This is a genomic window from Lysinibacillus sp. A4 (assembly GCF_024919535.1).
GTDB classification, from domain to species: Bacteria; Bacillota; Bacilli; order Bacillales_A; family Planococcaceae; genus Lysinibacillus; species Lysinibacillus capsici.
In genome coordinates this window covers 293,022-305,667 of sequence record NZ_JANWTB010000005.1, presented here as the reverse complement: position 1 = coordinate 305,667, position 12,646 = coordinate 293,022, and the positions used below count along the sequence as shown (strand labels likewise).

The 12,646-nt window shown below is 38.1% G+C and carries 13 protein-coding genes; 3 read left to right on the top strand and 10 right to left on the bottom strand.

Annotated elements, in window-relative coordinates; genetic code table 11:
* Position 1: 1 nt before the first annotated feature.
* From NY607_RS12650 to speB, 7 genes are all read right to left on the bottom strand, one after another.
* On the bottom strand, positions 2-1,504 hold the full coding sequence (locus NY607_RS12650) for a class I adenylate-forming enzyme family protein (RefSeq protein WP_259419820.1): 1,503 nt from the start codon (positions 1,502-1,504) through the stop codon (positions 2-4).
* Positions 1,497-1,886: a MerR family transcriptional regulator gene (locus NY607_RS12645; protein ID WP_054548583.1), complete on the bottom strand. Its 390-nt coding sequence runs from the start codon at positions 1,884-1,886 to the stop codon at positions 1,497-1,499. Before NY607_RS12645 ends, NY607_RS12650 begins: the two co-directional genes overlap by 8 nt.
* A 232-nt stretch (positions 1,887-2,118) precedes the next feature.
* The gene (argS, locus tag NY607_RS12640) at positions 2,119-3,786 is read right to left on the bottom strand and encodes an arginine--tRNA ligase (protein ID WP_259419819.1); all 1,668 of its coding nucleotides are present in this window, start codon (positions 3,784-3,786) and stop codon (positions 2,119-2,121) included.
* The gene (locus NY607_RS12635) at positions 3,786-4,217 is read right to left on the bottom strand and encodes a YwiB family protein (protein WP_259419818.1); all 432 of its coding nucleotides are present in this window, start codon (positions 4,215-4,217) and stop codon (positions 3,786-3,788) included. The genes argS and NY607_RS12635 overlap by 1 nt, the downstream gene beginning before the upstream one ends.
* Positions 4,218-4,373: 156 nt before the next feature.
* Positions 4,374-5,006: a membrane protein insertase YidC gene (gene yidC, locus NY607_RS12630; protein WP_131520769.1), complete on the bottom strand. Its 633-nt coding sequence runs from the start codon at positions 5,004-5,006 to the stop codon at positions 4,374-4,376.
* A gap of 24 nt (positions 5,007-5,030) precedes the next feature.
* Entirely contained in the window at positions 5,031-5,306 is a 276-nt protein-coding gene (locus NY607_RS12625) for a hypothetical protein (RefSeq protein WP_004231520.1), read from the bottom strand.
* 164 nt (positions 5,307-5,470) lie between these two features.
* Positions 5,471-6,343, bottom strand: coding sequence for an agmatinase (gene speB, locus NY607_RS12620; RefSeq protein ID WP_004231519.1), 873 nt, complete (start codon positions 6,341-6,343; stop codon positions 5,471-5,473).
* A 300-nt stretch (positions 6,344-6,643) separates the two neighbouring features.
* Here speB and NY607_RS12615 point away from each other — a divergent pair, with 300 nt between their 5' ends.
* Positions 6,644-8,698, top strand: coding sequence for a transglycosylase domain-containing protein (locus NY607_RS12615; RefSeq protein ID WP_048393764.1), 2,055 nt, complete (start codon positions 6,644-6,646; stop codon positions 8,696-8,698).
* Between the two features lie 354 nt (positions 8,699-9,052).
* On the opposite strand, the gene NY607_RS12610 is transcribed toward NY607_RS12615, so the two are convergent.
* On the bottom strand, positions 9,053-9,571 hold the full coding sequence (locus NY607_RS12610; RefSeq protein ID WP_259419817.1) for a YwhD family protein: 519 nt from the start codon (positions 9,569-9,571) through the stop codon (positions 9,053-9,055).
* Positions 9,572-9,737: 166 nt separating this feature from the next.
* On the opposite strand from NY607_RS12610, the gene NY607_RS12605 reads away from it, so the two are divergent.
* A complete protein-coding gene (locus NY607_RS12605; RefSeq protein ID WP_004231516.1) occupies positions 9,738-9,923 on the top strand; it encodes a 2-hydroxymuconate tautomerase in 186 nt (61 codons plus the stop codon).
* A 79-nt stretch (positions 9,924-10,002) separates the two neighbouring features.
* Here NY607_RS12605 and NY607_RS12600 read toward each other — a convergent pair whose 3' ends face one another.
* Positions 10,003-11,310, bottom strand: coding sequence for an HD domain-containing protein (locus NY607_RS12600; protein ID WP_131520767.1), 1,308 nt, complete (start codon positions 11,308-11,310; stop codon positions 10,003-10,005).
* 201 nt (positions 11,311-11,511) lie between these two features.
* A complete protein-coding gene (locus tag NY607_RS12595; RefSeq protein ID WP_004227652.1) occupies positions 11,512-11,736 on the bottom strand; it encodes a YuzB family protein in 225 nt (74 codons plus the stop codon).
* Between the two features lie 235 nt (positions 11,737-11,971).
* Between NY607_RS12595 and NY607_RS12590 the strand changes: the two genes are divergently transcribed.
* On the top strand, positions 11,972-12,622 hold the full coding sequence (locus tag NY607_RS12590) for an RsfA family transcriptional regulator (protein WP_004227650.1): 651 nt from the start codon (positions 11,972-11,974) through the stop codon (positions 12,620-12,622).
* Positions 12,623-12,646: the final 24 nt, after the last annotated feature.

Genomic DNA, 12,646 nt, shown 5'->3' with positions numbered 1-12,646 from the left:
GCTATCTCACCTCTTGCCCCTTCAAATTTTGTTTTAATATTTTGCCTGATGCATTGCGTGGGAGCGCTTCCACTTTTTCAAAAATACGTGGTATTTTAAACTTTGCAAGATGTTCCTCTAAATAAGCTTTCAAAGCTTCCTCATCAATATCTTGTTTAGCACAATACACAGCCTTTACAGTTTCCCCCCATTGCGGATGTGGTACACCAATTACTGCAACCTCGAATATCCCTTCAAAACTCAATAAACAATCTTCAATTTCTTTCGGATAAATATTGACACCACCCGAAATAATGACATCCTTTTTACGATCTACAATCCAAATAAAACCATCTTTATCCTTGCGAGCTAGATCCCCTGTTTTTAACCAACCGTCAATAAAGGCTTCATTAGTTGCTACTTCATCCTTATAGTAGCCAAGCATGTTACCCTCACCTAATAAGACAATTTCCCCCACTTCGCCTACATTTACATCTTCTCCACTGTCATTCACAATACGCAACTCTGTACCAAGTGGCGCCCGCTGGCCAATACTTCCTGCCTTTGCTTCATGCTCCTTGCCAAATAATAATGAACCACTTGGACCTGCCTCTGTTAATCCATATACACAAGTCAAATTATTTGTGCGGAATGCCTGCTGAATGAATCGAACCTCACTTTGAGATAACGGTGCTCCACCATAGACCCACCATTTCATAGAAGACAAATCTGCCGAATGTAGCCTTGGCAGCTGTGCCGTTAATAAATAAGCAACAGGTGCTCCAAAGAAATGTGTTGTTTTCTCCTTTTCAATGGAATCAATGAATAAATCGGGTGTAAAAGTTGGTGTTAATACATTTGTTGAGCCTACCAATACACCCGCCATTAAAAATAAATGTAATGGTGCAGAGTGTGTTAATGGCATCATAAGCAAAATACGGCTCTCAGGCTTTACCTCCATTTCAACAGCTATCATTTGCGCCACTGTTAAAATATTACGGTAGCTAAATAACACACCCTTTGGTTTTCCTGTCGTGCCAGATGTATATAAAATCGTGGAAGGGTCATCCTCTTGTAACTGACAATCAATCGTTTGTGTACTTGCATTTTGAAGCATTGATTCATACTGATACCATCCCACTTTTTCTTGACCTGTTTTAATTTTCAACGGAATACCAGCTAGCTGTTCAACTACTGCAAAAATAACCTCATGTACGACAATTGCCTTCGCTTCGGCATGCTGCGCCACGTACTCTACTTCTTGCAATGTAAACTTTGCATTGACTGGCACAACGATCGCTCCAATACGCTGAATAGCAAAGTAACTGACAACAAACTCTAAAACGTTTGGCATAAAAATTAAAACCTTATCCCCCTGCTTTACTCCCTGCTCTAGTAAAGCATGACTAAAACGTGTCACCTGCCTATCTAAATCTTGGTAGGTTACTCTTCTGCCATGACAAATAACGGCTTCATTTTTCGAATACTTACGGGCATTACGTGCTAATAAATTGGAACTATTCATCTTGCATCTCTCCCTTTAAAGTCGCTAATTTTTCGCTAAACATGCCATGCATTTGTTGTAACTCACGCTTCATCTGCGTCAGCTCAGCTATTTTACTGTCAATCTCTTGAATTTTTTGTTCCCCGTATTCAACCGTTCGCTCTAATTGCTGAATTCCTGAGCGATCAAAATCAAATAGTAAAACCATCTCTTTGATTTCCTCCAACGAAAATCCGTACCGCTTGCCTCTGAAAATAAGCTTGAGTTTCGCTAATTCTTTTTTTGAAAAGGTTCGTTGGTTGGTAGATGAACGATGGGGGCAAAGAAGTCCAAGTTCCTCATAATAACGAATTGTCCGCGTAGACACATTAAACTCCTTTGCTACCTCCTGAATCGTCTTCAAAACCATCTCCCCTTTCCTAATTGGCAACAGTATACCATTGACGTTAACGTAAACTTCAACAAAATTTTCGGAATTAACAGAAAAATAAAGTTTGGGACAGCTAATTTCCCACGGTTTATTCGTTTCTTTTGACCTTCTATCCAACACATTCGGAACTTTATCTCTCATCTTCAGCCTTCTATCCATTAAAAAAAGCCCCTAACACTTTTCATGTTAGGAGCCTAAAGTTTAATTACATTTTTTCAGGTGCAGATACGCCGATTAAGCGTAGTGCGTTCGCAATTGTTGTGCGGACAGCCGTAATTAATGCTAAACGAGCCTCTGTTAACTCTTTGTTTGAAGCATCTAATACTTTTTCTGCATTGTAGAAGCTGTGGAATGCAGCTGCTGTTTCTTGAATATAGTTTGCAATACGGTGCGGTGTGCGGTGTTTCGCTGCTTCCGCTACCACTTTCGGAAAATCACCAATCTTTTTCAGTAAATCAATTTCCTTTTCTGCTGTTAACAAATTGAGATGTTCTGTTGTAGCAGCAAAGCCTTGTTCATTTGCTGAACGTAAAATAGATGAAATACGTGCATGTGCATATTGTGCATAGTACACAGGGTTTTCATTAGATTGTGATACTGCAAGGTCAAGATCAAAGTCCATATGAGAATCGCCAGCTGTTTTTACAAAGAAGTAACGAACTGCGTCAAGGCCAACCTCTTCTACAAGCTCACGCATTGTTACTGCATTCCCTGTACGCTTAGACATCTTAAATTTTTCACCGTTTTTGTAAAGCTGAACCATTTGAATAACTTCCACTTCTAACGTATCTCGATCATAACCAAGTGCTTGAATCGCTGCTTTCATACGTGGAATATATCCGTGATGATCAGCTCCCCAAATATTGATTAATTTATCGAAGCCACGGACAATTTTGTCTTCGTGGTAAGCAATATCTGGTGTTAAATATGTGAATGACCCATCATTTTTAATTAGCACACGATCTTTATCATCACCAAATGTTGTAGAGCGGAACCAAGTAGCACCATCCTCTTCAAACACATGTCCATTAGCTTTTAATTTATCTAAAGCTACTTCGATTTTCCCGTTTTCATATAGTGACGTTTCAGAATACCAGACATCAAAATTTACACGGAAGTTTGCTAGGTCTGTTTTTAATTTATCTAATTCTAAAGCTAAACCGTGCTGACGGAAGAAGGCAAAACGCTCATCATCTGATTTTGCTAAAATTGCATCACCATGCTCTTTTGCTAATTTACCTGCAATATCAATAATATCTTGCCCATGATAGCCGTCTTCTGGCATTTCAGCTTCCATTCCTAATGCTTGTTTATAACGCGCTTCTAATGAATAAGCTAAGTTATTAATTTGATTGCCTGCATCATTAATATAATATTCACGAGAGACACTGTAACCAGCCATATCCAACACATTACATAAGGAATCACCAACAGAAGCGCCACGAGCATGTCCTAGGTGAAGATCTCCAGTAGGATTTGCTGAAACGAACTCTACTTGAATCTTTTCTCCAGCGCCAGCATTTGAGCGGCCATAGTCCTTACCTTGCTCAAGCACCTGTGTCACTACCTCTGTTAGGAAATCTTTACGCACTGTGATATTCATGAAGCCTGGGCCAGCAATATCAATCTTTTCAATATCTGTGCCTGTTGTATCAAGATTTTCTAAAATAGCTTCGGCGATAGCACGTGGTGGCTTTTTAGCTAACTTCGTTAATTGCATCGCAATGTTTGTTGCATAGTCACCATTTGCTTTATCCTTTGGTGTTTCTAGGTGAATCGATAATTCTGTGCCAGCCTCAACGAGACCAGCTTTTTCAACAGCCTGCACGATCGCTGCTTTAATAGCCTGTTGTACTTGTTCTACTGCGTTCATCATTGTACCTCCGTAAATGTAATATCTAATGTATAGTTGCCAACGGATTGCCCACCCATTAGTAAATCGTACTGTACATGGAAATCTCCGCTTGTTGCCAGTTTTGTAAACGTCATATTTTTCGTATCAATCACGAGGGGCATAGAACCGAACTCACTTTCATAATGCCCTTTTTGTTGTTCGATTATGTTCAGCGGTAATCGCATATTAACCGCTCCAGCACGCATAATTAGTGCCTTCTCATGACCTAACTTCATCGTTGTGCGGACGATTTTATCCTCCTGCACCTCATCATATTTCAAATACAAGCTTCCTGCCTTTTCAAGTAGCTGCCCTTTGAGCCACATTTCATAACTTTCGGACTCCCCATCACTTGGACGAATAGTAGAAATGAGCTTTATGTTCACTTGCGATCTTACTTCGTTCGCCATAACGGATGCCCCTTTTTAGTCTTTTACTATAACCTTTTTATTATAGGATGAATACTTATGGTTTTTCAAGATAGAAGTGATGTAAAGCGCCTCAACAAGTTTATTCGAGAAAATAAAAACCCTCTCCTCCCAATAACGGAAAGAAAGGTTTTTATTTTATCTATACCATTTTTTTATAATCAATTGTTGAACTATTAACAATAAAGCACTGACAGTCCAATAGATCGGGATAATCGCTGGATTGAACAGACTAAAAATGAGGATCATGATTGGATTAATAAATACCATTATCTTCATATTTAAAGGTTGACTTTTCTCTAGGGCTATACAACTTTGAATGAAATAAATCAAACAAGCAATCATCGAAATCCCAATATCAATCGTCCCTAAATTCATCCAAAGGAAATTTTCACTGGCAATCACTGAATCTAGCTTAATTGCGTAGTACAGTGAAAATAATATCGGTAATTGAATAATGATTGGTAAACAACCTAGTAAAGAGCTTTTCAATGAATCTGAAGTTAGCTCTTGGATTTGTTGCTGTACCATTCTTTTTTCAGATTCGCTTTGACTTTTCTTATATTTGTCTGTAAGCACATCTAATTCAGGCTTAATGGTCGTCATTAATTCTTTTGAGTGCTTTTGGTGCTTAGCTGAACGAATAAATAACGGCATAAGAATTAATCTGACTGCAATCGTAATGCCAATGACACTAAGTGCATAGCTACCTGTAAAAGAATGGATGAAATGAATGAGGTTAATAATAGGTTGTGCTAAAAATGTTAACAATGGTTGTCCTCCTAGTTTTAAAGTTTAAATCAAACTAGGAGATACACTTTCTTCCTCATTGTCTTCGGACATTCTAATACACAGTACAAACCACGTTAGCATAGGTGGAGTCCAAGTATTCGTGATAGTATAGTCAACTTCAAACTCCTCGTCCTTCACATCTTGAACGGTTATTTTATTGACGAGATACAGATGCAAATGAACACTTAATACAGTTAAAACCAAAGATGCTAATAGCCAAAAGTATTCCATTGTACTGACAAAAATAAATAAATCATTCATGAGAAGTGACCAAATCATAATACCCCTCCTCCCTTTATTAAAATTGAAGAAACATACATTTTACCTAACTTATTTACGCTTCAAAGTAAAATAAGTTTCAATTTTATGCTAAGGTTCATTCTTCATTTCAAAAATATAAAATGGGGCTAGCTCATAGCTAAACCCCATTCAACCAATCTTATTTATTTTACCCAGCCTAAAATCATTTCACGTAATAATTTTGAAGCTGTGTTTGCTGTCATTTCTGAAGAATCGTAGATCGGTGCTACTTCAACTAGGTCGAAACCTACTACATTTACACCACTTGCTGCAATAGCATGGATGGAAGCGAGTAATTCTTTCGAAGTAATACCACCACAGTCTACTGTACCAGTGCCTGGTGCGTGTGCTGGATCTAAAACATCGATATCAATTGTTACATACACATTGCGTCCAGCTAGTGTTGGTAGGACCTCTTTTAATGGTTCAAGCACTTCAAATTTTGAAATGTGCATGCCGTTTTCCTTTGCCCATTCAAATTCCTCTTTCATACCGGAACGAATTCCAAATGAATAGACATTTTTAGGTCCTATATGTTCCGCAATTTTACGGATTGGGGTAGAGTGCGAAAGTGGCTCTCCCTCATATTCAACACGTAAATCCGTATGTGCATCAAAGTGAATAATAGCAAGGTCATCATATTTAGCTGATACAGCCTTCATTACTGGCCAAGACACTAGATGCTCGCCACCCATGCCGACAGGAATCTTGCCATCCGCTAATAATTTCTCTATAAATTTCTCAATTTCATCTAAAGAACGCTGTGCATTACCGAATGGTAGTGGAATATCTCCTGCATCAAAGTACTTTACTTCCTCAAGCTCACGATCTAGATAGGGACTGTACTCTTCAAGACCAATGGATACCTCACGGATGCGCTGTGGACCGAAACGTGATCCTGGACGGTAACTTACTGTCCAATCCATTGGCATGCCATAAATTACTGCCTGTGCATCGTCATATGTAGGATGACTTTTTATAAAAACATTTCCTGAATAAGCTTCATCAAATCTCATTGCTAGCCCTCCATATAATTAATCATCATTTTTCGTCTTCTTCTATTATGGCTTACAGGATTGTAATGAAACCTGTATCCTTTTATCCTCGTATACATTATTGGAACGTCTAGCAAATTTCGATTAAAATCTACAAGGTGCGATTTTTTGTCGAATGCCAGCATTTCAAGTAGTACAAAAAAAGTATAGATGTTTTTGAATAAAGTGCAATAGTTTTTAGTTAGAATTTCGATTAAAGATGAATGTTCGAACACATACTAAAGCTAAGTTCGAAGTTGTGAGAAAACGAGGTGAAGTCGGATGAAACGAAAAAGCTATCATCGAAAGCAACAACGTGTAAAGCGCACACGCAAAAGCCTTACGTTATTTGTGGCCTTTACATCTGCAATTGTCGTAGCGTTTGTCGCACTCCGCATCTATGTTCAAGTGGCTGGTGCACCGCCTTTAACCGTACCAAAGGCTTCTATTTTCTTAGATGAAAATGAGAACCAAATTGGGGATCACTTTACAAATCAACGACGATATTGGGTCGGTCTCGATGAGATGTCACCTTACTTAAAGGAAGCAGTTGTTGCTGTTGAAGATAAAGATTTCTATCAACATGGCGGTTTCGACTATTCACGTATTGCTGGTGCCATTTTAGTGGACATTAAGGCTGGCGGCAAGGTTCAAGGCGCTAGTACCATTACGCAACAATATGCTCGTAACCTTTATCTTTCCCATGAAAAGTCTTGGACACGTAAATTAAACGAAGCCCTATATGCTTATAGATTAGAAGTTTTTTATGACAAGGACGAAATACTAGAGGGCTATTTAAATACTGTGTATTACGGTCATGGCATGTATGGAGTAGAAGCTGCCAGTCGTTTTTATTTCGGAAAATCTGCCAGTGATTTAACGCTTGCTGAAGCAGCAATGCTAACAGGCGTACCAAAAGGACCAAGTATTTACTCACCAATTGCCAATTTAGATAAGGCTACCAATCGTCAACATGTTATTTTAAAACTTATGGCTGACCAAGGAGCCATTACACAAGAAGAAAAAACGCGCGCTGAAAATGAACAGCTCGTCTTAAAAAATGATAGCTGGGTTGCAACCAAATCTGTTGCCCCTTATTTCCTGGATGTGGCTTGGCAAGAAGCCAGTGAAATCTTAAAATCCAAAAACCTTGATATTAGTGAAGGTGGCTGGACGATTCAAACAACGCTTAATCTGGAGCATCAAAAAGCAGCTGAAGAAGCAGTAGCCAAAAATATGCCTGCCAATGATCTGCAATCTGCGTTTGTAAGTATGGAATCTAAAACAGGAGCTGTCACCGCGCTAGTCGGTGGTCGTGATTATTCAGTAAGCTCATTTAACCGAGTTACACAAGCTAAACGTCAACCAGGCTCTACAATTAAGCCGATCTTATATGCAGCGGCGCTAGAAAATGGTTACACGCCACTAACTTTTTTAGATGTTGGTGAAACAACTTTTACTTATGATAATGGACGTGGCACTTATGCACCTAAAAACGTCAACGGTCAATTTGCAGATCATGATATGACGATGGCACAAGCTATTGCTATCTCAGATAATATTTACGCAGTAAAAACCTTAGAGGACATTGGCTTCAAAGAGTTTCATGATATGGCAAACCGTTTTAATGTAGGAATTGGCGCGAAGGATAATTTATCAATTGCACTGGGAACGATTGAAACGACATTATACGAGATGACAAATGCATATAATATTTTGGCGTCGCAAGGACAGCAAACAACACCAACAACCATTGTATCCATTAAAAATGCACATGGAGATGTTATCTATGAAAACAAAGATGTAGCAAGCAAAGCTGAAACAGCCATTTCTAAAGAAAATGCATACATCTTAACAGAAATGATGACAGGTATTTTTGATCCGGTTTTCAGTGACTATTCACCCGCTACAGGAATCAGTATTCGTTCACGTATGACACACACATATGCTGCTAAATCAGGTTCTACGAATAGTGATCAATGGTTAATTGGTTTTACACCAAAACTAACTGCTGGTGTATGGAATGGCTATGATCAGGGTAAAAACCTTACCACGAAGGAAGATACTGCTGCCACAAAGCAAATCTGGATTGACTTTATGGAAACTGTCAACAAAGGTACAAAAAATGAGGATTTCAAAAAACCTAAAGGTGTAGAGGGCGTTGTCATTGATATTGAAACAGGTAAATTAGCGACTGACGCTTGTCCTAAACAGCGTCTAGTCTATGTAGAGTCGAAGGATGTACCAACTGAAAAATGTACAAACTTCGATATTCTCGACAGTAATACATGGGGAGAATTTTGGAATATGCTACCGTTCTCTATATTTAAGGACTAAAAAACAAAGTAATGTCGGAAACCTTTTTAAACCTAATACGTTTTAAGCAATGAAGGCTCTCGACAAAGTAACTGATATACGAAAAATAAGAAAAGCTTTCTCTTCCCCGGAGACGTGTCCGTGGGAACAGAAAGCTTTTCTTTTTTATGGTCCGCGAAGTATGAGCATCATGGGGCATTTGGCTTGGGTTTGGGTTGTTCAAATGCCGCATAGCGCTCATCACATTCGCGATACCAAGTGTCCTAGCTTACTAAAATGTAAGCTCTGCCTCAAGTGTACTTTGTTTCAAACACACTTTCAACCTAATATCGAAAGCGATTGCAAAATGTCACAGATTGTTCAATCATTACGAGTCTATTCGACAAATAAGTCTTGACTCAATTGCTCCTCACTACGTTCCCACAATTCTGGATTAAGTTGCTTAAGGAAAGAAGCTAACACTTTTTTAGAGGGTGCATCCATATGCTCTACAATAATATGACGTTTCATAGATTTATCCATTTTGTTTACATGGTCAGCTAAAATTTTATAACCACGACGCTTTTCGCGATTAACGACCATTTCACAAGCCGTTACACCTGCATAATATGGCCCATCCTCTTTATGATCGATAGTCACCCATACTAGCCAATACGGTTTTCCACCCTCTGAATCAGCACGGTCCATTGTAAATTTAATACCACGCTCTACGTCACTTCTTGCATGCATGGCACCAATTTCAACAGAAGCTGTCCCCTCTTCTACATCCACTATTACAGGCGATACATTCTCTAATGAAAGTGAACCGATACCAAATCCTTTATGTCCATCTGTTGGATCATTTTTTATAATGGTAAAACCCATTTTTTGTTTTGGTTTTTCTTCATTTGTCATACTTAAATATCCTCCATTCTGCTATTATAAAGGAAAGCATATCCACGCATATTTTGTCGAAACAATCACTATTTTCACCATTGCGTATATGCCTCAACGCAAGTAAGAAGTTTATACTTTCTTATAAACTAACTATACAACATTATTCTATAAAGGAGGCAATATTATGCCATACGTAACAGTGAAAATGCTTGAAGGTCGTACAGAGGAACAAAAACGTGCTCTTGTAAAAGAAGTAACAGAAGCAGTATCTCGCACCGTTAATGCACCTGCAGAAAATGTAACAGTTTTTATTGAAGAAATGTCTAAAAACCATTACGGCGTTGCAGGCGTTCGTTTTAGCGACAAATAATAGTAAGATGGGTAGAGCACAAGAGAGCGCTCTACCCTATTTTATAAGATTTCATGGGAGTAATATTGTCAGACACAACTTATTTTTCATCTTTACCTAACATCATTAGTATTTGCTGTTTGATCGTTGGATGTGAAGAATCGTCCTCTAAGAAATCTAATGGGAAATAGATTTTATGATCTCGTTTCATACGCCCTGAGATAGCATCCACAATAATGGATTCACGTGAAAGCTCCCGTAGCTCACCATTTTTCATTTCTAAAAAAATTGGTACACGCACTTCTTCCTCTCCTGGTCTGTAAAAATCATATGGCAGATCTGCTGTTGTATCATGTATAAGATAATAATCGGGGTCTAATCCTGCCTTTTTGAAAAGCTCTTGGAGTTTTTGATATTTATTGAGCTCTACTCCCGGGTCTAAATCAATGTATTGAAATAGCTTACGATTCACAAAGCGACGGCTTAGATCACTTAGAATGGCATCCTCCTCTTGCATCCATAACTGAAAATATGTAAAAAGTATACTCTCGTCTAACGCAAGATAATCCTCTAATGTAATAACATTTCGGAAAAATGCTAGGAAATGAGTAGGCTCATGCTTAAATGTATAGCCCGCTAAGCTTAATTGTTTTACTCTTTTTAATATATTATTTAAAATTACCTCTGCACTTCGTGAAACAGGATGGAAATAAATTTGTAAGTACATTTGATAGCGACTCATTATATAGTCTTCCACCGCATGCATGCCTGTTGCTTTGATGACTACTTGGTTTTTTCTTGGACGCATTACTCTTAAAATCCGTTCCATATCAAAATGACCGTAGCTTACACCTGTAAAATAAGCATCACGTTGTAAGTAATCCATACGATCTGCATCAATTTGGCTCGAAATTAAACTAATTACTTGCTTATTTGGATATGTCTTTTCAATTACTTGGGATACCTTTTCAGGAAAATCAGCTGCCACTTTTTTTAAGATCGCATTTACTTCCGTATCTCCCAGCAAAATTTGCCTTGTAAAATATTCATGATCAAGCTCAAATACATTTTCAAAGGCATGGGAAAATGGGCCATGACCTAAATCATGTAAAAGGGCTGCACATAACACTAATAATCTTTCACTTTCATCCCAATCTGGACGCCCTACAAAGATATCATCTACTATGCGACGTACAATTTCGTAAACCCCCAAAGAATGACTAAAGCGGCTATGTTCTGCTCCATGAAATACTAAAAATGTGGTACCTAGTTGACGAATTCTACGTAAACGCTGAAATTCTCTTGTACCCACTAAATCCCATATCACTTGATCTCGAACATGCACATAACGGTGTACTGGATCTTTAAATACCTTTTCTTCTTCTAATTTAGCGTTTGCATATGTCATTTTGATAGCACCCCCATTTTGTTATAGTTCTATTATATGCGATAAATCTTGGACTAGCATACTTATTGCCATTTTTCTATAGATATTAACAACCTATTTCAATTACCTTAATCATTATTTTTATATTTATATTGGTCTAATTTCTCAACATATAAAAAAGCAAAACAAAAACTATCCCCCAAGTAGAGATAGCTTTTAGTTTTACTTTTTTAATTTTGCTAAAACCTTTTCCATTAGTTCATCTTCTGTTAATGCAGCAACAGGTCGGCTATTTACAAAGGTAAAAGTCTTTTTGCGTCCTGGACCACAGTAAGAATGACAGCCAATTTCGATGGTTGCATCAGGATCGATTTCCTTTAATTTTGGAATTAACGTCTTTAAGTTAACGGCCTGACATTCATCGCAAACTTTAAATTCGTTTGCCATTTTGTCAACAACCCTTTCTATATAGTATTTTTCAAACATAATCTCGCTCTATTGCACACATGACCTTCACATATTTAAGTATGCAGCATGTGCACAAACCTACATCGGGTATTGTATCGTACTTTTCCCCTTCTATTCAAGCATAATTCCTTCTACATAGATGAATAAAAGGTTAAAAGATTGGTCATGCTAGTCTTAAATAACAAGTTCCAGATAAAGGTGGGAGGATTTTAATATGAGTAAAGTAAGACAAGATGCTTGGTTAAAAGAAAACGATGAATTACTAGCAGAGGCTGTAATCCGTCATGTAACAGAAGGAAGCACACAGCTTAATGCCTTTGAGGAAGCGGGCGATGCATTAAATCGTACTGCGGCAGCATGCGGTTTTCGTTGGAATGCCGTTGTTCGTAAAGAATACGAGGAACAATTAGCAGAAGCTAAAAAGGAAAGAAAAGAGAGAATGCGAGTGTTAGGAGCGCCAGCAAGACGCCGTGCTTCTAGTATGTTTACCGTAAATAATAGTGCTGCAGAAGGAAAATCAATTCCGCTATCTGCCCTTTCTCTTGATATTGTCATAGCTTATTTACTACGTTTACAGCATTCTGGTGAAGTAGGAAATGAATCTTCAAAATGGCGACAACTTGTACATGTAACATCTGAGAAAAATAAAAAACTAGAGAAAACCATTACAAAACTAGAAGAGGAAAATCGAGCGATTCGCAAAGATTACGAGCAATTTGTTCAAATTATGAATCGTGCTAGACGTCTTGTTACGCTTGATGAAGAGGAAGAGCGAATTGCACCTGTTTTTAAAATGGAGAAGAACGGAAATCTTGTCACTAGCAGTTCTATTTATCAACCAGAAAATGGCGATGCGCTAAATTAGCCGCATCGCTTTTTCTGTTTCATA

What these genes read in the sequence shown, in the direction of transcription:
- NY607_RS12650 (WP_259419820.1), bottom strand. Translation starts at nt 1,504, where the DNA reads ATGAATAGTTCCAATTTATTAGCACGTAATGCCCGTAAGTATTCGAAA.
- argS (WP_259419819.1), bottom strand. Translation starts at nt 3,786, where the DNA reads ATGAACGCAGTAGAACAAGTACAACAGGCTATTAAAGCAGCGATCGTG.
- NY607_RS12635 (WP_259419818.1), bottom strand. Translation starts at nt 4,217, where the DNA reads ATGGCGAACGAAGTAAGATCGCAAGTGAACATAAAGCTCATTTCTACT.
- NY607_RS12625 (WP_004231520.1), bottom strand. Translation starts at nt 5,306, where the DNA reads ATGATTTGGTCACTTCTCATGAATGATTTATTTATTTTTGTCAGTACA.
- speB (WP_004231519.1), bottom strand. Translation starts at nt 6,343, where the DNA reads ATGAGATTTGATGAAGCTTATTCAGGAAATGTTTTTATAAAAAGTCAT.
- NY607_RS12615 (WP_048393764.1), top strand. Translation starts at nt 6,644, where the DNA reads ATGAAACGAAAAAGCTATCATCGAAAGCAACAACGTGTAAAGCGCACA.
- NY607_RS12610 (WP_259419817.1), bottom strand. Translation starts at nt 9,571, where the DNA reads ATGACAAATGAAGAAAAACCAAAACAAAAAATGGGTTTTACCATTATA.
- NY607_RS12605 (WP_004231516.1), top strand. Translation starts at nt 9,738, where the DNA reads ATGCCATACGTAACAGTGAAAATGCTTGAAGGTCGTACAGAGGAACAA.
- NY607_RS12600 (WP_131520767.1), bottom strand. Translation starts at nt 11,310, where the DNA reads ATGACATATGCAAACGCTAAATTAGAAGAAGAAAAGGTATTTAAAGAT.
- NY607_RS12595 (WP_004227652.1), bottom strand. Translation starts at nt 11,736, where the DNA reads ATGGCAAACGAATTTAAAGTTTGCGATGAATGTCAGGCCGTTAACTTA.
- NY607_RS12590 (WP_004227650.1), top strand. Translation starts at nt 11,972, where the DNA reads ATGAGTAAAGTAAGACAAGATGCTTGGTTAAAAGAAAACGATGAATTA.